Raw genomic sequence first — 23369 nt, 5'->3', positions numbered from 1 at the left:
ACGTGAGTATCCTGAATGGGAGGCCGGGTGGGGGAGAGGGCTGGTGCGGCGCCGAGCCGTAGGCGAGGTCTGACAAAGAATCTGCGGCGGTCGACCGTCAGATCGAGTCTGATAACCCTATTCCCGCCAGCCCCAGAACAGCACGGCGGGCGGGATGTTCCACCATTCGCGGTCGCGTTCGAGCCGGTCGAAATTGGGTTCGATGAAATCGCGGCATTTGGGCGAGAACTGGTAGACCAGGAACGCGCCGCCCGGGCGCACGACCCGGCCTGTCGCCTGGCCGATGGCATCGCCGACGCCCGGCGGCAGCGTCGAGAAGGGGAGGCCGGACAGGACGTAATCGGCCTTGTCATGGCCGTGGTCCTTGACGATCTGTTCGACATCCGCCGCCGATCCGAGCACCGCATGGAAGCGCGGATCGGGGATGGTGCGCTTCAGATAGTCGATGAAATCGGGATTTGTATCGATCGCGACATAGGTCGCATCGTCGGGAAGCTTGTCGAGCACGGTCTGGCAGAAGGTGCCGACACCGGGGCCATATTCGACGAACAGTTTCGTGTTCGGCCAGTCGCATTTCGCCAGCATCTTCTCGATCAGCTTCTTCGAGGACGGGATGATCGAACCGACCATCACAGGGTGTTTGACGAAGCCCTTGAAGAACAGCGCCAGCGGCCCCGGCCCGTGCGCGGCATCGGAACGCCGGCTGTCGGCTTTGGCGGCGGAGTCGGTCATGGGCGAGAGGCCTCGGGCTAATTGCGGGGTCGGGCGCGCAAATCGCAGAATGGTCGGGGCTTTGCAAGGCGGAAGCGGGTTTGCGCGGGGGGAGAGTATCGATATGAAACCGATCCATGCGACGCGCGCCTCCCCTTCACCGCCCGCCAATGGCCGGATGCCCGGACAGGGGCTCGCCATGGATGAGATGACGGGCGGCATCCGGCGCGATCGCTTCGCGGTGCTGTTCCTGGTGATGCTGATCGCGGCGGCCGGGAATACGGCGATGCAATCGGTGATGCCGACGATCGGACGGGCGCTTGAAATCCCCGATTTCTGGGTCAGCCTCGCCTATACATGGTCGGCTTTGCTCTGGGTGCTGCTCGCCCCCTATTGGGCGCGCCAGTCGGACCGGCGGGGGCGCAAGCCGCTGATGCTGCTCGGCACGTTCGGGTTCATTTCGTCGATGGCGATTTGCGGGCTGGTCCTCTACGCGGGACTGGCCGGCTGGCTGTTGCCCGCGACCACCTTCATCATCTTCGCCCTTGCGCGCAGCCTTTACGGCGGGTTCGGATCGGCCGCGCCGCCCGCCGTACAGGCCTATGTCGCCGCCCGCACCGATCGGGAGAACCGGACGAGCGCGCTGTCGGTCATCGCTTCCTCCTTCGGCCTCGGTACGATCCTCGGCCCGGCGATCGCGCCAGCCTTCATCCTGCCCGTGGTGGGGCTTGCGGGGCCGCTGCTCGTCTTCGCGCTGCTGGGTGCGGTCGTCTGGTTCGCCGTCGCCTTTCTGCTGCCGAACGACATGCCCCGGCACCGCGCGCGGGGCGGCATTTCGAGCGAGCCTTCGATCGGCGGCTATGGCGGGTCGAGCAGCCCGAGCGACGATGACGAGGAGGATGACGATTTTGAGGGCGAACCGCCGCGATTGCGCTGGCGGGATCGCCGCATCCTCCCCTGGCTCGCCATCGGCGTGGCCGGCGGGCATGGCCATGCCGCGATGCTCGGCATCATCGGCTTTCTCGTCATCGACCGGATCCATGCCCCGCTCGACGAGGCGCAGCAGGCGATCGGCATCGTGCTGATGGCGGGCGCCGGCGCGACGCTGCTCGCGCAATGGGGGCTGATCCCGCAACTGAAAGTGCCGCCGAAACGGTTGATCATCTGGGGCTTCCTGCTCGGCGCGGCGGGGTGCCTGTGGATCGCCTTTGCACAGAGCCTGCATGCGATCACCGTCGCCTTCGCCGTCGCCTCGCTCGGTATCGGGCTGTTCCGTCCCGGCTTTACCGCCGGCGCCTCGCTCGCCGTGGGGCAGCGCGAACAGGGGCAGGTCGCCGGCATGGTCGCGTCGGTCAACGGCATGGCCTTCATCGCCGCACCGGCGATCGGCGTGCTGATCTACGGCCTGTCGCCGCTGCTGCCCTATCTGCTGGTCGGCGGGCTGTTCCTGTTGCTGGCGATCTGGGCCGTCTTCCGGCTGACCGAAGAGGAGTCGAACGAATGAGCAAGGATATCTGCCTGGTCATCGGTGCGGGCGACGGGCTGGGGGGCGCGGTCGCGAGGCGCTTCGCGGCCGAAGGGCACCCGGTTTGCCTGACGCGGCGGGCGCGGCATATCGACCAGCTCGAGGTGCTCGCCGAAGACATTCGCGCCGATGGCGGCGAGGCGCATGCCTTCGGCGTCGATGCGCGATCGGAGGAGGAGACCGCCGCGCTGTTCGACCGGATCGAGAACGAGATCGGACCAATCGGCGTCACCGTCTTCAACATCGGCGCCAATGTCCGCTTCGACATCCGCGACACGACGGCCCGCGTCTTCACCAAGGTCTGGGAGATGGCATGTTTCGCCGGCTTCCTGGCCGGACGCGAGGCGGCGCGCGCGATGGTGCCGCGCGGCAGGGGCAGCATCCTCTTCACCGGCGCGACTGCATCGCTGCGCGGCCGCGAAGGGTTCGCCGCCTTCGCCGCGGCCAAGCACGGGCTGCGCGCGCTCGCCCAGTCGATGGCACGCGAACTGGGGCCCGAGGGCATCCATGTCGCGCATATCGTCTGCGACGGTGCGATCGACGGCGTGTTCACCCGGTCGCGCGTCGACGATATCGGCGAACTGCTCGACACGGACCTGATCCTCAAACCCGAAGACATCGCCGAAAATTACCTGATGCTCCACCGCCAGCCGCGATCGGCCTGGACGCACGAGCTCGACCTGCGCCCCTGGCGCGAAAGCTGGTAGGAGATCCGTAATGGCCGGCAAGACCATCGACTTCATCTTCGATTTCGGCAGCCCCAACGCCTATCTGGCGCTGCCGCCGCTGCGCGACGTCGCCGGAAAGCACGGCGCCGAGATCAACCTCGTCCCCTGCCTGCTCGGCGGCATCTTCAAGGCGACGGGCAACCAGGCGCCGATGATGGCCAATGCCGGGATCAAGGGGAAGAACGAGTATATGATGCTCGAGATGCGGCGCTTCATCGAGAAGCATGGCTTCACGCGGTTCGCGATGAACCCGCATTTCCCGGTCAACACGCTGCTGGCGATGCGCGCGATGGTCGCGGCCCGGCATCGCGGCGAAGAGGCCGCCTATGTCGATGCCGTGCTGAAGGCGATGTGGGAAGACGGTGAGAAGATGGACGATGCGCAAGTCTTCGTCGCGGTGCTCGACCGCGCCGAGCTCGACGGTGCCGCGCTCGCCGAGGCGGCGCAGGATCAGGCGGTGAAGGACGAACTGGCGGCGAACACGGCCGAGGCGGTCGAGCGCGGCGCCTTCGGCATCCCGACCTTTTTCATTGGCAGCGAAATGTTCTTCGGCAAGGATCGGATCGAACAGATCGACGAATGGCTTCAGGAGAGCGCATGACCGAATTGATGACCTATGACGAGGTGGTGGCCGGCCGCCGCAGCATCCGCGGCTTTCTCGACAAGCCGGTGCCCCGCGCCGTGGTCGAAGAGGTGCTGGAACTGGCGATGCGCGCGCCGTCGAGCTTCAACAACCAGTGCTGGAATTTCACCGTCGTCACAGGCGATCCGCTCGACGCGATCCGCAAGGGCAACACCGAAGGCATCCTCGCTGGCAAGCCCGATAGCCGCGAATTTCGCAGCTTCACCAAGGTCCCCGACGAACATCGCGGCCGCCAGATCGAGATCGCCAAGCAGCTGTTCGGCGCGATGGGCATCGAGCGCGACGACAAGGAAGGGCGGCAGGACTGGGTGCTGCGCGGCTTCCGCCAGTTCGACGCGCCGGTCAGCATCGTCGTGACGTACGACCGCGTGATCCTGGGCAGCGACATCGCGCCTTTCGATTGCGGCGCCGTCACTAATGCCATCGTCAACGCCGCCTGGTCGCGCGGGTTGGGCTGCGTCATCAACTCGCAGGGCATCATGCAATCGCCCGTGGTGCGCGAACATGCCGGCATCCCCGACGATCAGGTCATCATGATCTGCATCGCCATGGGCTGGCCCGACGAGAATTTTCCGGCCAATGCGGTGGTGTCGAACCGCAAGCCGCTGGAGGAAACCGCACGTTTCGTGGGGTTCCCGGACTGAGCCTCAGGCCGCCCGGCTCCGCTGTCCCTGTTTTTCGAGAATCGACCGCAGCTCGCTGCTTCGCACCGGCTTGCGGAGCAGCGCCGCCCGGGCGCGCTCTTCGAGGAAGCTGGCGTCATACCCCGTCATGAAGGCATGGGCGATGCCGCGCTCGGCAAGCCGGTCGGCGATCGGGAAGCTGTTCTCCTCGCCGAGATTGACGTCGAGCAAAGCGAAGTCGAAATCCGTGCGCTCGATCGCGTCGAGCGCTTCGGCGACATTCGCGGCATGGACGATCGTCGCGATTCCCAGCGCCTTGAGCTGGCGCTCGGTCATCGCGGCAATGAAGAATTCGTCCTCGACGAAAAGGATCGACTCGATCATGCGTCGCCCCCTCGCCGCAACCCCGCCGGATCGGCGGAGCGCAGCGTGTAGACGACGCCTTCCGGCGCATAGTCGATCGCCGCGTCGGCCTTGAGATCGCCGGGGAAAATGCGCTGGAGCAAACTCGTCCCGAATCCCTGCCGCACTGGCGGAACGACAGCCGGGCCGCCGCTTTCCCGCCAGACGAGATCGAAACGCCCGTCCGGTTGCATGGTCCAGTCGAGCGTGACGATGCCGGCTTCGCTGGCAAGCGCACCATATTTGACGCTGTTCGTCGCCAGTTCGTTGATCGCCATGGCGGTCGAAATCGCGACTCGCGGCGCAACGGTGAAATTCGGGCCGGACAGACGCAGCCGCTCGTTCGAAAAGCTATCGAACGGCCCGAGCGCGGCCTCGATCACCGGCCGGATGCCCGCACCGGCCCATTTCTCTTCGGTCAACAGGTCGTGCGCGACCGAAAGCGATTGCAGCCGATCGAAGAACAGGTTGAATGTCTCGGCAACCGGCCGTTCGGGATCGAAGGTCAGATGGGCGAGCGCCTGCACCGTCGAGAGCGTGTTCTTGACCCGGTGGTTCAGCTCATGGACCAGCGTCTGCAGCGCGTCCTGATCGCGCTTGCGGCCGGTAATGTCTTCGATCACCGAGATGCAATAGAGCGGGCGGCCTTCGCCATCCTTTTGCAGCCCCACGGTCAAAAGCACCCAGATGATCTCGCCGTCGCGCCGGTAATAGCGCTTTTCCATCTCGTAGCTATCGATCTTACCGGCCTTCAGCGCTTCGAACCGGTCGAGATCGGCGATCAGGTCTTCGGCCACGGTGATATCGGCGAAGGTAAGCGCCAGCAGTTCATCCCGGTCATAGCCGACAATGTCCTGCAGCTTGCGATTGACGCGGAGAAAACTGCCGTCGAGCGCCACATGGGCGATGCCCACCGCAGCATTCTCGAACGTGCCGTCCTGCACGAAATCGGCGGATTTCCACTCTAGCATCACCACCCCATATCATGGCTTCCGATGCCGACTGTTGCTGTAACAGGGTTAAGATGTCGTTTACTGCGAGACGGATCGCCACCCGGCGCGAGCCACGGTGGCTGATGCTTGCAACGGCAGGCCGGGCGGGCTTTGGACACGCCCTCGGCTCGCCGCCATCACGATTTGGGTGGGCATGATTTGGCCCGAGGAGAAATCCCCCGCCAATGCGGCGGTGTCGAAGCGATGCGCTGGACCAAGCGGTACGGTTGGTGGGGTTTTCCGCTCGATTCAGGCTTAGCATGCGGAAAGGGCACCTCCCGCTGCGTTGCCGATTCCCGTAACGATCCTCGCCTTGTTGAACGCGATATCTGCCAGCAAGGCGCAGAGAAATGCGAGCCAGCCGGCATAGGTCCAGCCCCAATATTCGCCGAAGATGATGGTGCTCGCCCAGTTCTGCCCGAACAGATACAAGGCGAACATCGCAATCGTGCTGACGCTCAAGAGGCTCGAAACGATCAGCAAGTGCGGTGCCGCGCGGGTCCGCACGAGAGCGAGGATTAGCGCAAAAGCAAAGGCGAACATGTTCGCCAAGGCAACCGTTCTGATATCGGCGCGAAATTCCTGCATCACTTCGTCATATTCGCCGACCACGATCGTCTGCAGCCGATCGAGCGCGATACGATATCGGCCAAACTGCGACCGAAAAATTTCTTCGACCTGCGACTGTACGTCCTGCCGGTTCTCACAATCGAGCCGGCATGCGGCAATCAATAGCTGTCCAATCAGGTCACCGCTTTCCATTGCCAACATCGACCGATACTCGTCGGCCTTATCACCGAGTTCGGGTGAAATTGCGCCAGCGACACCGACAAGGAGGTCTGTGGCCCGCGAATCCGCGACCTCGTTCAGCCGATCGTCGACGCGACGCTCGACCTCAGCGAGTGCCATTGTACGAACCGTTCGATCGAACTGGTTCGGAAAGGCACTGACATAAATGAAGAGAGCCAGAAAAGCGGACAGACCCGCCAGCGAAAGCGCGATGTTGAGGCGTTTAGCCCAGACGATCGGTCTGGCGTTCTCCACGGCGTAGAGACTCTACGGTGACACCATTCAGGTCAATCCTCGTGTTTGGCCTCGTTGCGCGGTTTCAGCATGCCGGGGGCGATGAAGCCGATCTGGTCGATGGCGAGCGAATCTTGTTTCAGCTTCGCGGCCATCTGCTCATATTCGCGCTCCATCTCGCTCGTCACGCTGGCGCGGGTTTCGTCGAGCGCGCGCTCGAAATCGGCCATCGTCACCTCGGTCGCGTCGATCGAGCCGCGCAGCGCGAACATGCCGGCGCGGCGCGTCAGGTCTTCGAGATCGGCACCCGTGAAGCGCTCGGTGCGTTCGGCGAGATCGTCGAGATCGACATCGCCGGCGAGCGGCATCTGTTCGGTATGGATGGCAAGAATACGGCGCCGGCCGCCTTCTTCGGGTACCGGCACATAGATCAGCTCGTCGAGCCGGCCGGGGCGCAATAACGCCGGGTCGATCAGGTTCGGCCGGTTGGTCGCGCCGATGACGACGACCGATTGCAGCTCTTCCAGCCCGTCCATTTCGGCGAGGATCGTGTTGACGACGCGCTCGGTCACCTGCGGTTCGCCCAGCCCGCCGCCGCGCGCGGGGACGAGGCTGTCGAGCTCATCGATGAAGATCACGGTCGGCGCCACCTGCCGTGCGCGCGCAAAGAGCCGCGCGATCTGCTGCTCGCTCTCGCCATACCATTTGGAGAGCAGGTCGGAGGATTTGGTGGCGATGAAATTGGCGTTCGCCTCATGCGCCGTCGCCTTGGCGAGCAGCGTCTTGCCGGTGCCGGGCGGGCCGTAGAGCAGGAAGCCCTTGGCCGGACGGATGCCGAGGCGGCGGAACGCGTCGGGGTCCTTCAGGGGCAGCTCGACGCCTTCCTTGAGGCGCTTCTGCACCTCGTCGAGGCCGCCGACATCGTCCCAGCCGACATTGGGCGCTTGCACCATCACTTCGCGCATGGCGGACGGCTGAACGCGCTTGATCGCTTCTTCGAAATCGCTGCGCGTGACGCGCAGCTCATCGAGCACCTCGGTGGGCACCGTGCGCTCTTCGAGATTAAGCTGCGGCATGATCTGCCGCACCGCCTCGATCGCCGCCTCGCGGGTCAGCGCCGCGATGTCCGCGCCGACAAAACCATAGGTCTGCTTTGCGAGTTCGGAGAGCCGGACGTCCTCGGCCAGCGGCATGCCGCGCGTATGGATGCCCAGGATCTCGCGCCGGCCCGCTTCGTCGGGCACGCCGATGATGATCTCGCGGTCGAAGCGGCCGGGACGGCGCAGCGCCTCGTCGATCGCCTCGGGCCGGTTGGTCGCGGCGATGACGACGAGGTTGGAGCGGCCTTGCAGCCCGTCCATCAGCGTCAGCAGCTGCGCGACGAGACGCTTCTCTGTCTCGCCCGAGACCTTGTCGCGTTTCGGCGCGATCGAATCGATCTCGTCGATGAAGACGATCGAAGGCTGGGCCTTCGTTGCCGCCTCGAACACCTCGCGCAGCTTCTTCTCCGATTCGCCATAGGCCGATCCCATGATTTCGGGGCCGTTGATTAGGAAGAATTCGGCGTCGCTCTCATTCGCGACGGCGCGGGCGAGCAGCGTCTTGCCGGTGCCGGGCGGGCCGTGGAGCAGCACGCCCTTGGGCGGTTCGACGCCGAGCCGCTGGAACAGTTCGGGATAGCGCAGCGGCAATTCGACCATCTCGCGCACCTGGTCGATCGTGCCGACAAGGCCGCCCAGATCGTCATAGGTCACGTCGGCGCGCCGTGCTTCGGCGGGCTCGGTATATTCGGCCTTCAGCTCGACCTCGGTATTGGCGTCGATATGGACGATGCCCTTGGGACTGGTCTGCGCGACGACGAGGCGGATCTGCTGCAGTGCATAGGCCGGCGCGTTCATCATCTGGCGAAGCTGCGGCGGCATGTCGCCGGTCTCGACGCGCTGCTGCCCTGCCGTGGCGACGACATCGCCCTCGGTCAGCGGTTTCATGCCGAAGGAGCGTTTGAGCGCCTGCGAATTGCCGTGCAGCCGGACATTCTGCTGTGCCGGCGCGAAGACGACTTTCTTGGCCGGTTGCGATTCGGCCTTGGCCACGGTCACGAAGTCGCCCGAGCCCGCGCCCGCATTTGCGCGTTGCAGGCCGTCGATACGCAGGATCGAAAGCCCCTCATCCTCGCGATAGGGGAGCACGGCGCGCGCGGGCGTCGTCCGCTTGCCCGTGATCGTGACGACATCGCCTTCGTTCAGCCCAAGCGCGTTCATCGTCTCGCGCGACATGCGCGCCAGGCCGCGGCCCGAATCTTCGGGGCGGCTATTGGCCACCTGCAGCTTCTGACCGTCGGTTTTTGCGGGAAGGGTTTCGGCGTCTGCCATGCGGGCACTCCGTTCGTTCTATCGGAATGCTGTACATAGGTGCCGACGCCGCCAATGCGAACCGTCTTTGGGCCGTTCGCGGAATGCGGGCAAAAAAATAGGGCCGGTCCAGAGAGAGGGAGGACCGGCCCTGAAAGTTTAGGAGAGGATGCCTGTAAGGCCCGCCCTAGATGCAGTGCACAAAGTTTTTGTGCAAGTGCGAAAAGCGCGATGTCGATTGCGTTTTATGCAACCTAAGGGTAGAAATGGGCCTCGGAAATAGCCATTCTGGCCATAGGTCGCGCAAAGTCAGGTTGTGCGGTGCACAATTATCGATTATCTTGCGGGTGAGAATTATGCGCAGATTGCCTCCTCTTTCGGCTATCGAGGCCTTTGTCCAGGTGGCGCGTCTCGGCTCGGTCAAGGCCGCGGCCGGCGAATTGTCGCTGTCCTCGCCTGCGCTCAGCCGCCGGGTTCAGACGTTGGAACGGTTTCTCGATCGCCAGCTCTTCGAACGGCGCCACCACGCCATGGTGTTGACCGCCGACGGCGAGTCGCTGCTCGCCAAGATCGCCGGACCCATCGACGAGCTTTCGAACGCGATCGAGGCGACGACGGGCGCGCAGGATCTGATGCGCCTCCGGCTCGGCGTGCTGCCGCTGTTCGCGTCGCAGCGGTTGATCGGAAGGCTTCCGGAACTGCGCGAAGAGCATCCCGATCTTCATATCGACATCGATACCGCCGCCCATGGCACAAGCCGGCTCGGCGACGGGCTCGACGCGGCGATCACGCTCGCCCAGTCGATCGATCCGGCGCTTTATGCCCGCAAGATCGACCACAATATCATCGCGCCCATCGCGTCGAAGGAGCTGCTGGCGAATGGCAAGCCGATCACCGATCCGCGCCAGCTTTCCGATCTGACGATCCTGCTCCATCGCGACATGCCCGAGACCTTCCGCCACTGGGCGAAGGCTATCGGCCTGTCCGACCTGCAGCCCGGGACCGAGGACCATTTCGATTCGGGCCAGCTCATGCTCGACGCGGCGGCACAGGGTCTGGGCGTCGCCTTCATGCTCGATTCGCATCTTCAGGACGCGCATGACGATCGCCTGACGCGCCTGTTCAATCACGATGTCGAAAGCGCCTACAGCTACTGGTTTTCCTGCCGCCCCTCGGCGCTTCAGACGAAACCGGTGCGGCTGTTCCACGACTGGCTGTTCGCGAATGTTTGCCGCCAGACGGCGGTCAAGGATGGCGCGCGTCCTATCCCTGAAGCAGCTTGACGATCTCGCGGTTGACGCTGCGCGGCGTCAGGCGCGTCCCCTGCACCATCGCCTTGTTGACGAAGCCGGGTATGACGACGGCCTTGTTCTTCGCCAGCCCGTTCAGCCCCGCCGCCACGACCGATTCGGGATCGCCGGCAAAGCGCTTGAAGAGCGTCGTCTCTTCCATCCCCGCCTGATGGGCGAATTCGGTCTTCGTCGCACCGGGGCATAGCGCCGTCACATGGATATTGTGCGGGGCAAGCTCTTCATGCAGCGCTTCGGTCAGCGAAAGCACAAACGCCTTGGTCGCGTAATAGGTCGCCATCATCGGCCCGGCCTGGAAGGCGGCCGTCGAGGCGACGTTGAGGATATAGCCGCCGCCATTGGCCTTCATCCACGGCACGGCGCGGTGGGTAAGGTCGAGAAGCGCGGTGATGTTCACCTGCACCATGTCGACCTGGTCGCCGAGCGCGATGTCCTCGAACGGGCCGTGCAGCCCGAAGCCGGCATTGTTGATCAGCGTCTGCACGAAGCAGTCCCGATCCTCGATCTCGGCCATCACCGCTTCGGCGGCGTCATAGTCGCTCAGATCCTCGCCGAGCACGATCGTGTCGCCGCCCAGCTCCTTGGCGAGCTTCTTCAGTTCGTTCTGCCGCCGCGCAACGAGCGCGACCCGGTCGCCGCGCGCCGCGCAGGCCCGGGCAAACAGCTCGCCCAGCCCGCTCGACGCGCCGGTGACCAAAGTGACCGGCCCGGTCATGGGGTCAGCCGACCTTGGCGGCCTCGATCACGCCGGGATCGGCGGGCGGCTCGCCCTTGGGCAGCGCATCGACGTGCTCCATGCCCTCGGTGACCTGGCCCCAGACCGTGTACTGGCCATCGAGGAACTCGGCATTGTCGAAGCAGATGAAGAACTGGCTGTTCGCGCTGTCGGGATCTTGCGCCCGCGCCATTGAACACGTGCCGCGCACATGCGGCTCGCTGTTGAATTCCTGTTTCAGGTTCGGCTTGTCCGACCCGTGCATCCCGGTGCCGGTCGGATCGCCGCCCTGCGCCATGAAGCCGGGGATGACGCGGTGGAACTTCACCCCGTCGTAAAAACCTTCTTCGGCGAGTTCGGTGATGCGCGCGACATGGTTCGGCGCGAGGTCGGGGCGGAGCTTGATGACGACGTCGCCGGCGGGCAGCGTCAGGGTCAGCGTATCGGCCATGGGAAATCCTGCTTTCGTTTCGTTGGTCACGTGGCGCGTATCTAGGAAACGGCGAAGCATTCGGCCAGTGACAATTCCTCCCCGGTACGGGGAGGGGAACCGCCGAAGGCGGTGGAGGGGGATCGCCACAACCGTTGCGCTGCGCGGATAGCCCCCTCCGTCAGCCCCGTGGGCTGCCACCGTGCCGGGGAGGAACAAATGCTAGGCAGCCTCGGCCCGTTCGGCCAGCCCGTATTCCCGCGCGACGAGGCGATAGCTTTCGAGCCGCGCTTCATGATCGGACATGATGTTGACGAGCATCATTTCGTCGGCGCCATATTCGGTGGCGACCGCGTCGACGCCGGCATGCACCTCTTCGGGCGTGCCGAGAATCGCGCGGCGGCGGCGGGCGTTCAGCGCGGCGGGATTGGCCTCGAGCCATTCGCGCGCCGTCTCGACGCTCGGCACCGGAATCAGCACGTTGCGCATCAGCAGCGCGCCGAGCATCGCGGCGGGCTTGCCAAGCGCTTCCGCCTGCTCGGTCGTTTCGGCGGCGATCGCCCAGCTCGCGACCATCACATGCGGCTCGGCGAGCCGGACGGACGGCTTGAACCGGTCGCGATAGGCTTTCGCCATGTCCGCGCCGTCGCGATTGATGAAATCGGCAAAACAATAGGGCAGGCCCGCTTCGGCGGCCCAGAGCGCGGAATCCATCGACGATCCGAGCATCCACACCTCGGGTGTCCCTCCGCCCGAAGGCAGCGTATCGGCGAGCGGCGCGAAGGCGTGATCCTCGGGGATTGTGCCCTCAAAGTAGCCGAGCAGCTCGGCAAGGTTGTTCGGGAAATCGTCATGCGGCATCCGCCGGCTGCGGTCGCGCTGCAGCGCCAGCGAAGTCCGCATGTCGCCGCCCGGCGCGCGGCCCAGGCCGAGGTCGATCCGGTTGGGTGCGAGCGCGCTGAGCAGAGCAAAGGTCTCGGCAACCTTGAACGGCGAATAATGCGGCAGCATGATCCCGCCCGAACCGACGCGGATCCGCGTGGTCGCCTGCGCGATCGGGCCGATCAGCGCTTCGGGCGCGGCCCCGGCCAGCGCCGGGCTCGCATGGTGCTCGGCGATCCAGTAGCGATCGAAGGCGAGGCTGTCGCAGGTGCGCGCGAGCTCCAGCGTGTTGCGGATCGCCGCCGATGCATCGCTGCCCTCGGCGACCGGCGACTGGTCGAGAACGGAGAGCCGGTAGCTCATCTCAACGCCCCGGATAGCGCAGCCGCCCGAGGAAGCGCGACACGCTGAACCGCCGGTCGGGATCGCCTGTGAATTTGGATTTCAGCTTCTCGAAATCGGCGACATTTTTGAGGCGCCGGTCGAGGAAGGCGACCGTCTCGGCCTCGCCCTCGCTCTCATCGTCGAGCCAGGCGAGGATCGCCGAGGCGTAGACCCCGGTCAGAATCGCGCGCTTGCTGTAATGATTGAAATCGGTCGCCGTGTCGCCCGCGAGCCGCCACATCGCATCGGCCGAGCGCCAGTTGAGCTTGGCGGTCAGCGGGGCGTTTTGCGGCATCGCGAGGATGGCGAGCGCGCGGCGTACCGCTTCCTTGTTCGGCCGCACGATGGCGATCCGTTCTAGCACCGCGGCCCGGATCTTCTTGTGCACGGGCTGCGCATCGAATTCCGCGCTCTCGAGCCGCTCGGTCATCGCCGTGTCGACATGGGCGAACCAGGCGGCGATCATGTCGGTCGCGCCGCCCGGAAAGGCGAGCGCCGCGATTTCGGGATCGGCGCCCTCCTGTTCGGCGGCGCGGGCAAGCGCATCGTCCGTCCAGCCGTCGAACGCCGCATGGATCGGGATGACGGGGGCAAGCCAGACGCGCAGCTCGTCCAGCGTCAGATCTTCGAGGGAGAGCGTTTCGGCCATGGCAGCAACATAGGCACGGGGCGCGCCGGGGCCAAGCGCGACGCGGCTTTGGCCCCGCGAAGAATTGCTTTGGGCACAAGGGGTGGCGAATTGAAACCTTTTGGCTATGTCTTGCCGCAGACCATTTAGCAGGAGCCTTTATCGCATGCCTTCGCTCTTCGATCCCATCCAGCTCGGCGCCATCGACGCGCCCAACCGCATCCTGATGGCGCCGCTGACGCGCGGCCGCGCCGCGCCGGGCTTCGTGCCGACCGAAATGAAGGCCGAATATTACGGCCAGCGCGCGGGCGCGGGCCTGATCATCGCCGAGGCGACGGGGATCAGCGTACAGGGCCTGGGCTGGCCTGCTGCGCCGGGCGTATGGAGCGAGGAGCAGACCGAAGGCTGGAAGCTCGCGACCAAGGCCGTGCACGACAATGGCGGCCGGATCATCCTGCAGCTCTGGCACATGGGCCGGATCGTCCATTCCGATTTCCTGGACGGCGAAAAGCCGATCTCCGCTTCTGCGACGACGGCCCCGGGCGAAGCCTATACGCCGACTGGCAAGAAGCCCTATGTCGAGGCGCGCGCGCTTGCCGTGGAGGAAGTGCCCGGCCTGCTCGACGACTATCGCAAGGCCACGGCGAACGCGATGGCGGCCGGCTTCGACGGCGTCCAGATCCATGCCGCGAACGGCTATCTGATCGACCAGTTCCTGCGCGACGGCACCAACCTGCGCGACGACGAATATGGCGGATCGCCCGACAATCGCACACGCCTGCTGCATGAAGTGGCGCAGGCCGTTGCCGAAGAAGCCGGCGCCGACCGGACGGCCGTGCGCCTCTCGCCCAATGGCGATTCGCAGGGCACGAACGATAGCGACCCGGGCAGCGTCTTCCCGCTCGCCGCGCAAAAGCTTGCCGATGTCGGCATTGCCTTTCTCGAGCTGCGCGAACCGGGGCCCGAAGGCACGTTCGGGAACACCGACGTTCCCAAGCTCTCGCCCGAAATCCGCAAGGTCTTCAAAGCGCCGCTCGTCCTCAATTCCGACTATACGAAGGAAAGCGGGCAGGCGGCGCTCGACAGCGGGATCGCCGATGCGATCAGCTATGGTCGGCCCTTTATCTCCAACCCCGATCTCGTCCGGCGTTTCCGTGAGGATATCCCGCTCAACGGCGTGGCCGAGGGCAAGGGGCCGTGGGATTTTTCGCCAACCTGGTATTCGAACGGCCCCGAAGGCTATGTCGACTATCCGGTCGCCGAGGAGAATGTCGCGGCGGAGTAGGGCGGTTAGTTTGTCGCTGGACACTTAAAGCCTGGCAAGATCACGTTACGCCGCGCTATTTGATCTATCCCTATTCGGCACTCACCCAGCGCCACCAGGCGCCCAGCACCCTTTTGTGCGCGGATTGCCCCTGGTTCTGCAAAACGCCAAGCGCAACGGCGCCGATGAACAGTAGCGGCAGCAAGAGTGGCCAGAACAGGAAAATGAGTACGCTGAACGCCGCGATGCTGCCGATCAGGCGGCCCGCGGCCTTGTTGCTGGCCGGCCCGTTCGTTGACGTGGCGGGTTTAGAGCGGCGCTCCGGTCGCTTTGCCGCTGCCCGCGCCTGCGGCAGTCCGGGCGCGTTTGTCCGGGCCTTGCGCTCGGCCTTCGCCCGTTCGCGCCGCTTTCCCGGCGTCTCACCGGGATGAGCGTGGTGGACCAGCGTCATCACTGGTTCGCCGCGGTCGAATACGAATAGCCGCCGGTCCTTCTCGATCACGCTGTAGCGGGAAGGCGGCGGCTCCACCCGGTCAGCTCAATTGCTGTTTCAGGTCGAACATCGCGATCGCGGCCTTGGCCGCCTCGCCGCCCTTGTTCTTGGCGTCGGGCCGGGCGCGCACTTCGGCCTGCGCTTCGTTTTCGACGGTCAGGATACCGTTGCCGATCGGAACGCCGTCCATCGACAGCGCCATCAGTCCGCGCGCACTTTCGCCGGCGACGATTTCGAAATGATAGGTCTCGCCGCGGATGACGACGCCGATTGCGACGAAGCCGTCATAGCGCCCGGTTTCGGCTGCCATCGCGACCGTGCCCGGAATCTCCAGCGCACCGGGCACGGTGATCACCGCATGCCGGTGCCCCGCCGCCTCGAGCGCGGCGATTGCGCCTTCGATCAGCCAGTCATTAAACCGGTCGTAAAACCGCGCTTCGACGATCAGGAAATTTGCCATGATGTTCTCCTACCCGCCATTGCGAGCAAAGCGAAGCAATCCAGAGCTTCATGGCGCACCGCACGTTGCTCAGGGCAAGTTGCTCTCGATTGCCGCGCCGATTCGCTCCTCGCAATGACGATCTATTGTATCGTACCTATTCGATCGGCCGTTCGTCGACGATCGACAGGCCATAGGCGTCGAGGCCGACCAGGCTGTGATGCGTGTTGGTCAGCAGGATCATCTCTTCGACGCCGAGCTCGGTCAGGATCTGTGCGCCGACGCCGTAATCGCGCAGCTCCTCCATGTCGCGCGACGCCGCGCCGGTCTTCAGTTGCAGCGCCTTCGTAAACGCACCCTGCATCGACCGGTTGATGACGACGACGACGCCGGCGCCTTCCTCGCCGATGATCTCCATCGAGCGCGACAGCATCTGCCCGCGCTCGCTCTCTTCGCCGAACACATCGGTAAAGGCGGACAGCGCGTGCATGCGGACGAGCGTTGGCTTGTCGGGATCGATATGCCCCTTGACCAGCGCCACCTGTTCGGTCCCCGTCGCCGTGTTGAAGAAGGTCATCGCCTTCCAGTCGCCGCCCCAGCGGCTGGTGAACGGCGCCTCGGCCTGTTTCTCGACGAGATGGTCGTGCTTGCGGCGATAGGCGATCAGGTCGCGGATCGTGCCGATCTTGAGGTTGTGGAGCTGCGCGAAGGCGAGGAGGTCGCCCATCCGCGCCATCGTGCCGTCCTCGTTCATGATCTCGCAGATGACGCCCGAGGGGTTGAGCCCGGCAAGGCGCGAGATGTCGACCGCCGCCTCGGTATGGCCCGCGCGCACGAGCACGCCGCCGTCGCGCGCCATCAGCGGGAAGATATGCCCCGGCGAGACGATATCCTCCGGTCCCTTGGAGCCGTCGATCGCGACCGAGATCGTCCGCGCGCGGTCGGCCGCCGAAATGCCGGTGGTGACGCCCTCGGCCGCCTCGATCGAGACGGTGAAGGCGGTACCCATGCTTTCGCGGTTGTTGCGCGTCATCGGATCGAGGCCGAGCTGTTCGGCGCGCGTCCGCGTCAGCGACAGGCAGATCAACCCGCGTCCGTGCTTGGCCATGAAGTTGATCGCATCGGGCGTCGCCATCTGCGCGGGAATGACGAGGTCGCCTTCATTCTCGCGATCCTCGTCGTCGACGAGGATGAACATGCGGCCGTTGCGCGCCGCCTCGATGATCTCTTCCGGGCTGGCGAGCGCCTCGCCGCCGCCGGTGACGAGATAGGTTTCGAGTTTGCGGAGCGTTTCGGCGGTCGGGTTCCAGTCCTCCTCGTCCATGCTGCGGAGCGTGTTGGGGTGGAGCCCGGCGGCCTTGGCGAGCCCGGCCTTGGTAACCTCTCCGGAGGTGACGAGGCTGCGGACATTTTCGATCAGAGGCGTAGACATGACGCCATATTATCACACTGAAATGTGATACTGCAAGCCCCGATCACATTTCAATATCAGCGAGCGACTTCGGTCATCCGCTGCAGGTAGCGCGCCATCGTGTCGATTTCGATGTTGACGGCATTGCCTTCGGCGATCTTGGCAAAAGTGGTCACCTCGGCGGTGTGAGGGATCAGGTTCACGGTAAAACCGACAGTGCCGGCGCCGTCTTCGACGGTATTCACAGTCAGCGAAACCCCATCGAGCGCGATCGATCCCTTGGCTGCAATAAAGGGGGCGAGCGCTGCGGGCGCGCGAATCGTAACGACCGTCGAATCGCCCGATGGCGTCACCGAGACCACCTCGCCGATACCGTCGACATGGCCGGTGACGATATGCCCGCCGAGTTCGTCGCCGACCTTGAGTGCGCGTTCGAGGTTGAGCGGGCACCCAGCATTCCAATGGCCCTGCGCGGTCCGCGAGACCGTCTCTGCCGAAAGGTCGACCGCGAACCACCCGCGACCCTGCTCGTCGATGCCCTTGTCGACGACGGTCAGGCAGACGCCCGAACAGGCGATCGACGCGCCGAGATCGATCGTGTCGATATCGTAGCTGCAGGCGATCTCGAGCCTGAGGTCGCCGCGCTGGTCGCTTTTGCGGATGCGACCGACATCGGTGATGATTCCGGTGAACATGGGCGTGCCTTATCGCCTGCCGGGGCGATTGTCGAAGGGGAAGCGGGGGCGGCCCTTGCCGGGCTAGGTCGCGGCGGCTTCGGCGTGGGTCTTCTGCGTCGTCAGTTCGGCGCGATAGCCGCGCTCGGCCGGTCCGGAACTATGCGACGCACCGGCCTGTTGCGCGAAGGCGACCATGAGGCTCGATCCCAGGCCACCCGCCGCGTCGGACGGCAATGCCTTGCCGATCCCGTCATCGTCGATCGTCAGCCGCCAGCCATCCTCGCCGACATGGAAGAAGACGCCGACCGTCCCCTTGCGGCCTTCGGGAAAGGCATATTTGAGGCAATTGGACAGCGCCTCGTTGAGATACAGGCCGATGGCGACCGCGATTTCGCGCGGCAGGGTCGTGGCCTCGATCTCGCGGTACAATTCGACATTTGCCGGCACGGCTGCCTGCTCGAGCCGGTCGAGCAGGACGTTTAGATAGGAGGCCATGGCGACTTCGCTTTGTCCGGCGTGTTCCAGGTCAAGGTTGGAATAGGCCTCGGCAAAGGTCCGCACCCGCCCCACGGCGTCGTCGAGCGGCTGATGCAATGCCGGATCGGCGAGCCGGTGCTTCTGGATTTCGAGCATGCTGGCGACGAGCGCGAAATTGTTCTTCGTCCGGTGCTCCAATTCCGCCAGCAGCGTCAGCCGCCGGTCCGCGGCTTCGCGAACCTGTTCGACCGTGCTGTGCGCGACCCGGCGAAAGGCTTCGGCGAAAATGATCAGCACGATGCAACATGAAAGGTTCAGCAGAACGCGCGCGGAATCCGTGGGGTCGACAAAGGCGAACGAGGCGGGCGCGGGGAGCACGAAATACCAGGCCCAGAGGAATGTGAGCACAAGGGCCGTGATGCCCGCGCGCAAATGTCCGTAGAGCGTTGCCAGCAAGACGGTGGGGTAGATCAGCGCGAACGGCCCCGAAGTGGGCGCTCCCAGATCGATGATCGTCCGCAAGCCGACCATGGCCACAGCGCAGAGCAACCCGAAAATATATTGCGCCCCGATCTGGCCCTTGCGGGTCAGAAACTGGCGGCTGACATCATATTGAGCGAGACGTTGCATACCGGCCCTTTCAATCGGGCTACATCCGGGAAAGCAAAACACCGCCTTTCCGCTGGCCAAAGGGACCCGTGCCTTTGATCGGGACCGGCTTATGCGCTTTTCGGGGCAAAGTCGATGATTTCATTCCTGATTTCAGGCGCTTGCTACCGGCCGCGTGACGCTGGCGCGGGTTGCTATGTTCGCTCGAAGGTCTCCAGCCTGTCGGCGCCAAGCGCTCTGCTCCCGGCCGATTGCCATCGGCCATGCGCTGCGGCGAGGTCTCCCAGCCCGATATCGCCGAGCGCCGGCAGCCCCTCGCCGATCAATATCGGCGCGCGGTAGATGAGGAGGCGGTCGACGAGGTCCGCCGCCACGAACGCCGCAGCCGCGCCGGCGCCGCCTTCGATCAGGACGCGGTCGACGCCGTCCAGGCGGGCGATCTCTTCCGGTGCCGCCAGATGCACCCAGTCGGGCTGGTCCGCCTTGAGCACGAAGCGCTGATAATTGCTGTGTTCGTGCGTCAGGATGCCGCGCCTGGGGCGGCGATCCTCAAGGCCGGTGAGCCGCACGTCGAGCCTGGGATGGTCCGCCTCCGCCGTGCCGCGCCCGACGACGATCATGTCGACGGCGGCGCGTTCGACATGGGCATGGGCCCGCGCTTCCGGCCCCGTGATCCACTGGCTCGTCCCGTCGGGCAGCGCGATGCGGCCGTCGAGCGACATCGCGATCTTCAGCGTTACATGCGGGCGGCCCTGCTCCTGCCGTGCGAAGAAACCCGCCATGGCGCGGCGCGCTTCGGCCTCGCGCAGGCCCTGATGCACAGCGATCCCCGCAGCGCGGAGCCGCTCCAGCCCCTTGCCATTGGTGCGCGGATCGGGATCGGATGCGGCGACGATCACTCGCGCCGGTGCGGCTGCCATCAGCAGGTCGGCGCAGGCCGGGCCGCGCTCGCTCTCGTGCGTACAGGGTTCGAGCGTGACGTAGATGTCGGCGCCGCGTGCGTCGCAGCTGTCGAGCGCCGTCGCCTCGGCATGCGGCCGGCCGCCCGGCTGCGTCCAGCCGCGGCCGATCACGGTGCCGTTCCTGACGATCAGGCAACCGACATTGGGATTGGGCGTCGTACGTCCGCGCCCGCGCAGCGACAGCGCGATCGCCGCATCCATGAAACGCGCATCAGCGCCCGGCAGCATCGGTCTCCGCTTCGGGCTCTGCATTTTCGGCGCCGGCGGCTTCGCCTTCCGCCCTGCGGAGCGTGCGGCGGTTCTCTTCGGTGATCCGGTCGGCCTCGGCCGCCGCCTCGCGGTCATATTCGACGCCCAGCGCTTCCGCCGCCTCCTGGAATCGCTGGCGGCGCAGCGCGATCTGCTCGTTGCGCTCGAGCGCGAATTCGCGCTGGCGTTCGATGATTTCCTCGTCCGTCCGGCCGAGCGGCCAGCTTTCGGCATAGATGACCACCGGCTCGTCACTGACGATATTGGTCTCGGCATCGAGCACGAAAAGATAGAAGATTCCGGCCGGCACCATCATCGCGGGAATGATCGCGATCCAGTGATGTCGTTCCCCGCGCGAGAAGAAGGATTTGATATCGTCCCAGAGAACCCGGGGCTTGGGCGGCATCCTGATCATGGCAGCGAAGATAGGCGCGGTTGCGGGCGAGCGAAAGGGGATTGGGATTTGAGCGGGCCGGTGCGGCGCTCGACCGCAAGGTCGAGTCTGACCAAATCACGAAATCCGGAACTGCACCGTATGAGTCTGCCAGCTTGCCACGGGATGCCCGTTGCGCGTTTCCGGCGTGAAGCGCCAGCGGCGCAGGGCGTGCTCGCGGGTCGCCTCGAAGAACAGCTCATGATCGGCCGAAACCCGCTGCACTTCGGTCACCCGGCCGTCCGCCCCGATCCGCACGCGCACCGTGACATTGCCTTCGACATTCTGGCGGATCAGCCGCGGCGGATAGGGCGGCTGCAGCGCGGCGTTGTTGGCGAACTGCGCCGGCCGGACCACTGGATCGCGCGGCGGCGGCGGCGGCGGGGGCGGCGGCGGATCGAGCCGGGTCAGCGGGCCGGGGTCGAAGGTGATCGGAGGCTCGATACGCGGCCGCACCTCTTGCCGCGGAATCGGATCCGATGTGACCGTCACCGGCACGTCGGGCAGCTCGGGGTCGACCGGCTGTTCGGGCATGGTGGGCGGCGGGGGATCGTCGACCTCGATAAGTTCGACCTGGGTCGGGGTCTGGGACGGATTGATGATATACGATTTGCTCATCACGACGGCGGTGATCGCTGCGCCGTGCAATATGACGACCGTGGCGATCCCGGCAGGGCTCATGCCCTTTTTCCTTCCGTACCGGGTGGGTGTGAACGATTTGGCCATGACATCCTCCTCTCATCAGTAATGTTATAATATACCAATTCGAGGAGAAGGACAAGCCGTGCTTCCGAAGCGCCGAATCGAGCGGGTCAGACCCGCGGATCGATTTCGGCGAAGCCGACGCTGGTTGCGGAAACGGGGGCGAAAGGTTCCTTTTCGGGCGGCGCGCCATGATCGGTCACGCGCCGCACGAACATGGCGCCGGCCAACAGGCCGAGCGCGCCGGCGGACAGCCAGAACAGCCCGGCCGGGTCCAGCGCCGCCGACATCAGCGCCCCGGCCACGATCGGTCCCGCGACCGCGCCCGATGCCCATATGATCAGCATCCCGGCGATCGCCTTGGCCGCCTGCCCCGGTCCCGCCCGGTCGGCGGCATGGGCGACGGCGATGCCGTAATAGGTGAGGCTGCCCATGCCCCAGAGCGCGGCAAGGCCGAGCACGGGGATGAGGCCCAGCTCCTCGCCGAACATCGCCAATGCGCCCGATGCCAGCGCGCCAACGAGCGCCAGCCGGCCGATCACCTTGCGCCGGTCGATCCGGTCGGAGACGACGCCGGCCGGCCATTGCATCGCCAGCGCGCCGATCTGCGCCACTGCATTGAACGCGGCGATGGCGAACAGGCCGTTCTCCGGCAACACGGCGCCGACATAGAGCGGATAGAGCTGCAGCACGGCGCCGTTGACGACCCCGGCGACGAACGCCGCCTGCACCGCCGCCGGAGCCGCATGCCACAGCGCGACGATCCCGAACGGTTCGGTCGAGGGCAGGTCGGGCTGCACCTGCTCGGTCGCCGCCACAGGCAGGATGGCGAGGCAGAACAGCCCGGCGAGCAGCATGTAGACGCCGCCGGTCTCCACCGTCGTCGCCGAGACCGCCATCGGCCCGGCCATCACGCCGATCTTGGCGATGAGATAATAGGCGCTGATCACGCGGCCCCGCCGGTTCTCGGGCGCGGCATCGGCGATCCAGCTTTCGCCCGTCGCGAACAGCGAGGCGACGCCGAAGCCGATCAGCAGCTCGACCAGCGCGATCCAAAGCGCCGAGGCGGCGAGATGGAAGAGCAGACAGCCGATCGCCGCCAGCGCGGCGAACAGCACGAAGGCGCGGATATGGCCGATCAGCCCGATCCGCCCCGGCGCGAGGCGGCCGCCGACCAGGAAGCCGAGCATATAGGCGGCGGTCACGATGCCGATGACGAAGCTCGATTCGCCCTGCGCGGCAAGCAGCAACGGCACGAAGAGCCCGACACCCGCAACCGCCATCTGGACGAGCGTCAGCGCGAGGATGATCGCCCCGAGATCGCGGATCCGTCCGCCGTGCTGCTCTGTTTCGACCGTCACGGCGGCGGCCTTAGGACGGCTCGCGCAGCCGCATCAACCCTTCCTGCGCGACGCTCGCGACGAGCCGCCCGTCACGCGTGAAAACCTGTCCCCGGTTGAAGCCGCGCGCATGGCCGGTCCACGGCGTATCGGTCGCATAGAGCAGCCAGTCGTCGGCGCGGAAATCCTCGTGCAACCAGAGCGCGTGATCGAGGCTCGCCATCTGCAGGTTGGGGTGCGACAGCTGGTCGAGTCCGTGCGGCTTGGTCGAGGTGCCGAGCAATATCGAATCCGATGCATAGGCGAGCACGGCCTGGTGCAGCCGCCGGTCGTCGGGAAGCGGCGCCACCGTGCGAAACCAGGCGGCGGATTCGGGTGGCCCCTTGTCCGGCACGGGCAGCTTGAGATGCTCGGTCGGCCGGAACTCGATCGCGCGCTGCCGGAGAAAGCGCTTGCGGAATTGCTCGGGGATCTTGTCGAGATTGTCGCGCCAATAATCCTCGCGTGTCGTCAATTGCTCGGGCGGCGGGACTTCGGGCATCGCGAACTGGTGGTGCAGCCCGTCCTCGTCCTTCTGGAAATTGGCGGCCATGTTGAAGATCGGCTTGCCCTTCTGCATCGCGATGATCCGCCGCGTCGCGAAGCTGCGCCCGTCGCGGTCGCGGACGACGCGATAGATGATCGGGAAATCCTCATTGCCGGGCCGCATGAAATAGGCGTGCAGCGAATGGGCGAAGAAATCGGCGTCGGCCGACCGGTTGGCGGCGACCAGCGCCTGCGCGATTACCTGCCCGCCGAACACGCGTCCGACGCCGCCGGGCAGCCGCGGGCCACGGTAAAGATCCTCGTCCAGCGTCTCGATATCGAGCAGGTCGACGAGCTTGCCGACGAGCTCCTCCGGCGTCTTCAGCCCCTTGCCGAGTGCGTCTTCGTCCTTTTCCATAGGCGTTGCCCCTTTTCCGCCCC

At 65.4% G+C, this 23369-nt stretch carries 25 protein-coding genes; 6 read left to right on the top strand and 19 right to left on the bottom strand.

Annotation, left to right across the window (positions count from 1 at the left end; translation table 11 throughout):
• Positions 1–117: 117 nt before the first annotated feature.
• Entirely contained in the window at positions 118–732 is a 615-nt protein-coding gene (locus Q0139_RS07255) for a class I SAM-dependent methyltransferase (protein WP_298019591.1), read from the bottom strand.
• 103 nt (positions 733–835) lie between these two features.
• Here Q0139_RS07255 and Q0139_RS07250 point away from each other — a divergent pair, with 103 nt between their 5' ends.
• From Q0139_RS07250 to Q0139_RS07235, 4 genes are read left to right on the top strand one after another with little or no spacing between them, the layout of a single operon-like run.
• On the top strand, positions 836–2215 hold the full coding sequence (locus tag Q0139_RS07250) for an MFS transporter (protein WP_298019589.1): 1380 nt from the start codon (positions 836–838) through the stop codon (positions 2213–2215).
• On the top strand, positions 2212–2943 hold the full coding sequence (locus Q0139_RS07245) for an SDR family oxidoreductase (protein ID WP_298019587.1): 732 nt from the start codon (positions 2212–2214) through the stop codon (positions 2941–2943). The genes Q0139_RS07250 and Q0139_RS07245 overlap by 4 nt, the downstream gene beginning before the upstream one ends.
• Positions 2944–2953: 10 nt before the next feature.
• Entirely contained in the window at positions 2954–3565 is a 612-nt protein-coding gene (locus tag Q0139_RS07240) for a 2-hydroxychromene-2-carboxylate isomerase (RefSeq protein WP_298019585.1), read from the top strand.
• Entirely contained in the window at positions 3562–4251 is a 690-nt protein-coding gene (locus Q0139_RS07235; protein ID WP_298019583.1) for a nitroreductase, read from the top strand. The genes Q0139_RS07240 and Q0139_RS07235 overlap by 4 nt, the downstream gene beginning before the upstream one ends.
• A 3-nt stretch (positions 4252–4254) precedes the next feature.
• On the opposite strand, the gene Q0139_RS07230 is transcribed toward Q0139_RS07235, so the two are convergent.
• The 4 genes from Q0139_RS07230 to Q0139_RS07215 all read right to left on the bottom strand — a co-directional run bounded on the left by Q0139_RS07230 (position 4255) and on the right by Q0139_RS07215 (position 9019).
• Positions 4255–4614, bottom strand: a complete 360-nt coding sequence (locus Q0139_RS07230; RefSeq protein WP_298019581.1) for a response regulator — start codon at positions 4612–4614, stop codon at positions 4255–4257.
• A complete protein-coding gene (locus tag Q0139_RS07225; protein ID WP_298019579.1) occupies positions 4611–5603 on the bottom strand; it encodes an HWE histidine kinase domain-containing protein in 993 nt (330 codons plus the stop codon). The genes Q0139_RS07230 and Q0139_RS07225 overlap by 4 nt, the downstream gene beginning before the upstream one ends.
• Positions 5604–5879: 276 nt before the next feature.
• Complete coding sequence (locus tag Q0139_RS07220; protein WP_298019577.1) at positions 5880–6668, bottom strand: hypothetical protein; 789 nt, start codon at positions 6666–6668, stop codon at positions 5880–5882.
• A gap of 32 nt (positions 6669–6700) precedes the next feature.
• Positions 6701–9019 carry a CDC48 family AAA ATPase gene (locus Q0139_RS07215; protein WP_298019575.1) on the bottom strand — a complete coding sequence of 773 codons (2319 nt, stop codon included), beginning with the start codon at positions 9017–9019 and terminating at the stop codon, positions 6701–6703.
• Between the two features lie 335 nt (positions 9020–9354).
• Here Q0139_RS07215 and Q0139_RS07210 point away from each other — a divergent pair, with 335 nt between their 5' ends.
• Complete coding sequence (locus Q0139_RS07210) at positions 9355–10281, top strand: LysR substrate-binding domain-containing protein (protein WP_298019573.1); 927 nt, start codon at positions 9355–9357, stop codon at positions 10279–10281.
• Here the strand turns inward: Q0139_RS07210 and Q0139_RS07205 are convergent.
• The 4 genes from Q0139_RS07205 to Q0139_RS07190 form a co-directional block, all read right to left on the bottom strand.
• The gene (locus Q0139_RS07205; RefSeq protein ID WP_298019571.1) at positions 10262–11023 is read right to left on the bottom strand and encodes an SDR family oxidoreductase; all 762 of its coding nucleotides are present in this window, start codon (positions 11021–11023) and stop codon (positions 10262–10264) included. The genes Q0139_RS07210 and Q0139_RS07205 overlap by 20 nt on opposite strands.
• 4 nt (positions 11024–11027) lie before the next feature.
• Positions 11028–11474, bottom strand: a complete 447-nt coding sequence (locus tag Q0139_RS07200) for a peptidylprolyl isomerase (protein ID WP_298019569.1) — start codon at positions 11472–11474, stop codon at positions 11028–11030.
• Between the two features lie 201 nt (positions 11475–11675).
• Positions 11676–12698, bottom strand: coding sequence for an LLM class flavin-dependent oxidoreductase (locus Q0139_RS07195; RefSeq protein ID WP_298019567.1), 1023 nt, complete (start codon positions 12696–12698; stop codon positions 11676–11678).
• 1 nt (position 12699) lies between these two features.
• Positions 12700–13368: a COQ9 family protein gene (locus Q0139_RS07190; RefSeq protein WP_298019565.1), complete on the bottom strand. Its 669-nt coding sequence runs from the start codon at positions 13366–13368 to the stop codon at positions 12700–12702.
• Between the two features lie 145 nt (positions 13369–13513).
• Between Q0139_RS07190 and Q0139_RS07185 the strand changes: the two genes are divergently transcribed.
• A complete protein-coding gene (locus Q0139_RS07185; protein WP_298019563.1) occupies positions 13514–14632 on the top strand; it encodes an alkene reductase in 1119 nt (372 codons plus the stop codon).
• A gap of 70 nt (positions 14633–14702) precedes the next feature.
• Here the strand turns inward: Q0139_RS07185 and Q0139_RS07180 are convergent, their stop codons facing one another.
• The 10 genes from Q0139_RS07180 to Q0139_RS07135 all read right to left on the bottom strand — a co-directional run bounded on the left by Q0139_RS07180 (position 14703) and on the right by Q0139_RS07135 (position 23346).
• Positions 14703–15140 (bottom strand): hypothetical protein, encoded by a 438-nt coding sequence (locus tag Q0139_RS07180; RefSeq protein WP_298019561.1) that lies wholly within the window; start codon positions 15138–15140, stop codon positions 14703–14705.
• A 4-nt stretch (positions 15141–15144) separates the two neighbouring features.
• The gene (gene ribH / locus Q0139_RS07175; RefSeq protein ID WP_298019559.1) at positions 15145–15564 is read right to left on the bottom strand and encodes a 6,7-dimethyl-8-ribityllumazine synthase; all 420 of its coding nucleotides are present in this window, start codon (positions 15562–15564) and stop codon (positions 15145–15147) included.
• 136 nt (positions 15565–15700) lie between these two features.
• Complete coding sequence (gene ribB, locus Q0139_RS07170; RefSeq protein WP_298019557.1) at positions 15701–16975, bottom strand: 3,4-dihydroxy-2-butanone-4-phosphate synthase; 1275 nt, start codon at positions 16973–16975, stop codon at positions 15701–15703.
• 56 nt (positions 16976–17031) lie between these two features.
• The gene (locus Q0139_RS07165) at positions 17032–17649 is read right to left on the bottom strand and encodes a riboflavin synthase (RefSeq protein ID WP_298019555.1); all 618 of its coding nucleotides are present in this window, start codon (positions 17647–17649) and stop codon (positions 17032–17034) included.
• A 63-nt stretch (positions 17650–17712) separates the two neighbouring features.
• Positions 17713–18738: a histidine kinase dimerization/phosphoacceptor domain -containing protein gene (locus tag Q0139_RS07160; protein WP_298019553.1), complete on the bottom strand. Its 1026-nt coding sequence runs from the start codon at positions 18736–18738 to the stop codon at positions 17713–17715.
• 173 nt (positions 18739–18911) lie between these two features.
• A complete protein-coding gene (gene ribD / locus Q0139_RS07155; RefSeq protein ID WP_298019598.1) occupies positions 18912–19880 on the bottom strand; it encodes a bifunctional diaminohydroxyphosphoribosylaminopyrimidine deaminase/5-amino-6-(5-phosphoribosylamino)uracil reductase RibD in 969 nt (322 codons plus the stop codon).
• A 10-nt stretch (positions 19881–19890) separates the two neighbouring features.
• Positions 19891–20334, bottom strand: a complete 444-nt coding sequence (locus Q0139_RS07150) for a hypothetical protein (RefSeq protein ID WP_298019551.1) — start codon at positions 20332–20334, stop codon at positions 19891–19893.
• A 105-nt stretch (positions 20335–20439) separates the two neighbouring features.
• Entirely contained in the window at positions 20440–21042 is a 603-nt protein-coding gene (locus Q0139_RS07145; protein WP_298019549.1) for an energy transducer TonB, read from the bottom strand.
• A 131-nt stretch (positions 21043–21173) separates the two neighbouring features.
• Complete coding sequence (locus Q0139_RS07140) at positions 21174–22424, bottom strand: MFS transporter (RefSeq protein WP_298019547.1); 1251 nt, start codon at positions 22422–22424, stop codon at positions 21174–21176.
• A 10-nt stretch (positions 22425–22434) separates the two neighbouring features.
• Positions 22435–23346: an acyl-CoA thioesterase II gene (locus Q0139_RS07135; protein ID WP_298019545.1), complete on the bottom strand. Its 912-nt coding sequence runs from the start codon at positions 23344–23346 to the stop codon at positions 22435–22437.
• Between the last annotated feature and the right edge of the window lie 23 nt (positions 23347–23369).

This window comes from uncultured Parasphingopyxis sp., assembly GCF_937129435.1.
In the GTDB taxonomy this organism is placed as follows: Bacteria; Pseudomonadota; Alphaproteobacteria; order Sphingomonadales; family Sphingomonadaceae; genus Parasphingopyxis.
Note: the sequence above shows the minus strand (reverse complement) of the source record. Positions and strands in the feature narration are given on the sequence as shown.

Coding starts and splice junctions, on each gene's coding strand:
- ribB (WP_298019557.1), bottom strand. CDS start 16,975: ATGTCTACGCCTCTGATCGAAAATGTCCGCAGCCTCGTCACCTCCGGA.
- Q0139_RS07185 (WP_298019563.1), top strand. CDS start 13,514: ATGCCTTCGCTCTTCGATCCCATCCAGCTCGGCGCCATCGACGCGCCC.
- Q0139_RS07240 (WP_298019585.1), top strand. CDS start 2,954: ATGGCCGGCAAGACCATCGACTTCATCTTCGATTTCGGCAGCCCCAAC.
- Q0139_RS07250 (WP_298019589.1), top strand. CDS start 836: ATGAAACCGATCCATGCGACGCGCGCCTCCCCTTCACCGCCCGCCAAT.
- Q0139_RS07255 (WP_298019591.1), bottom strand. CDS start 732: ATGACCGACTCCGCCGCCAAAGCCGACAGCCGGCGTTCCGATGCCGCG.
- Q0139_RS07190 (WP_298019565.1), bottom strand. CDS start 13,368: ATGGCCGAAACGCTCTCCCTCGAAGATCTGACGCTGGACGAGCTGCGC.
- Q0139_RS07160 (WP_298019553.1), bottom strand. CDS start 18,738: ATGCAACGTCTCGCTCAATATGATGTCAGCCGCCAGTTTCTGACCCGC.
- ribH (WP_298019559.1), bottom strand. CDS start 15,564: ATGGCAAATTTCCTGATCGTCGAAGCGCGGTTTTACGACCGGTTTAAT.
- Q0139_RS07165 (WP_298019555.1), bottom strand. CDS start 17,649: ATGTTCACCGGAATCATCACCGATGTCGGTCGCATCCGCAAAAGCGAC.
- Q0139_RS07210 (WP_298019573.1), top strand. CDS start 9,355: ATGCGCAGATTGCCTCCTCTTTCGGCTATCGAGGCCTTTGTCCAGGTG.
- Q0139_RS07230 (WP_298019581.1), bottom strand. CDS start 4,614: ATGATCGAGTCGATCCTTTTCGTCGAGGACGAATTCTTCATTGCCGCG.
- Q0139_RS07205 (WP_298019571.1), bottom strand. CDS start 11,023: ATGACCGGGCCGGTCACTTTGGTCACCGGCGCGTCGAGCGGGCTGGGC.
- Q0139_RS07225 (WP_298019579.1), bottom strand. CDS start 5,603: ATGCTAGAGTGGAAATCCGCCGATTTCGTGCAGGACGGCACGTTCGAG.
- Q0139_RS07195 (WP_298019567.1), bottom strand. CDS start 12,698: ATGAGCTACCGGCTCTCCGTTCTCGACCAGTCGCCGGTCGCCGAGGGC.
- Q0139_RS07215 (WP_298019575.1), bottom strand. CDS start 9,019: ATGGCAGACGCCGAAACCCTTCCCGCAAAAACCGACGGTCAGAAGCTG.
- Q0139_RS07235 (WP_298019583.1), top strand. CDS start 3,562: ATGACCGAATTGATGACCTATGACGAGGTGGTGGCCGGCCGCCGCAGC.
- Q0139_RS07200 (WP_298019569.1), bottom strand. CDS start 11,474: ATGGCCGATACGCTGACCCTGACGCTGCCCGCCGGCGACGTCGTCATC.
- Q0139_RS07150 (WP_298019551.1), bottom strand. CDS start 20,334: ATGCCGCCCAAGCCCCGGGTTCTCTGGGACGATATCAAATCCTTCTTC.
- Q0139_RS07245 (WP_298019587.1), top strand. CDS start 2,212: ATGAGCAAGGATATCTGCCTGGTCATCGGTGCGGGCGACGGGCTGGGG.
- ribD (WP_298019598.1), bottom strand. CDS start 19,880: ATGGATGCGGCGATCGCGCTGTCGCTGCGCGGGCGCGGACGTACGACG.
- Q0139_RS07135 (WP_298019545.1), bottom strand. CDS start 23,346: ATGGAAAAGGACGAAGACGCACTCGGCAAGGGGCTGAAGACGCCGGAG.
- Q0139_RS07145 (WP_298019549.1), bottom strand. CDS start 21,042: ATGAGCCCTGCCGGGATCGCCACGGTCGTCATATTGCACGGCGCAGCG.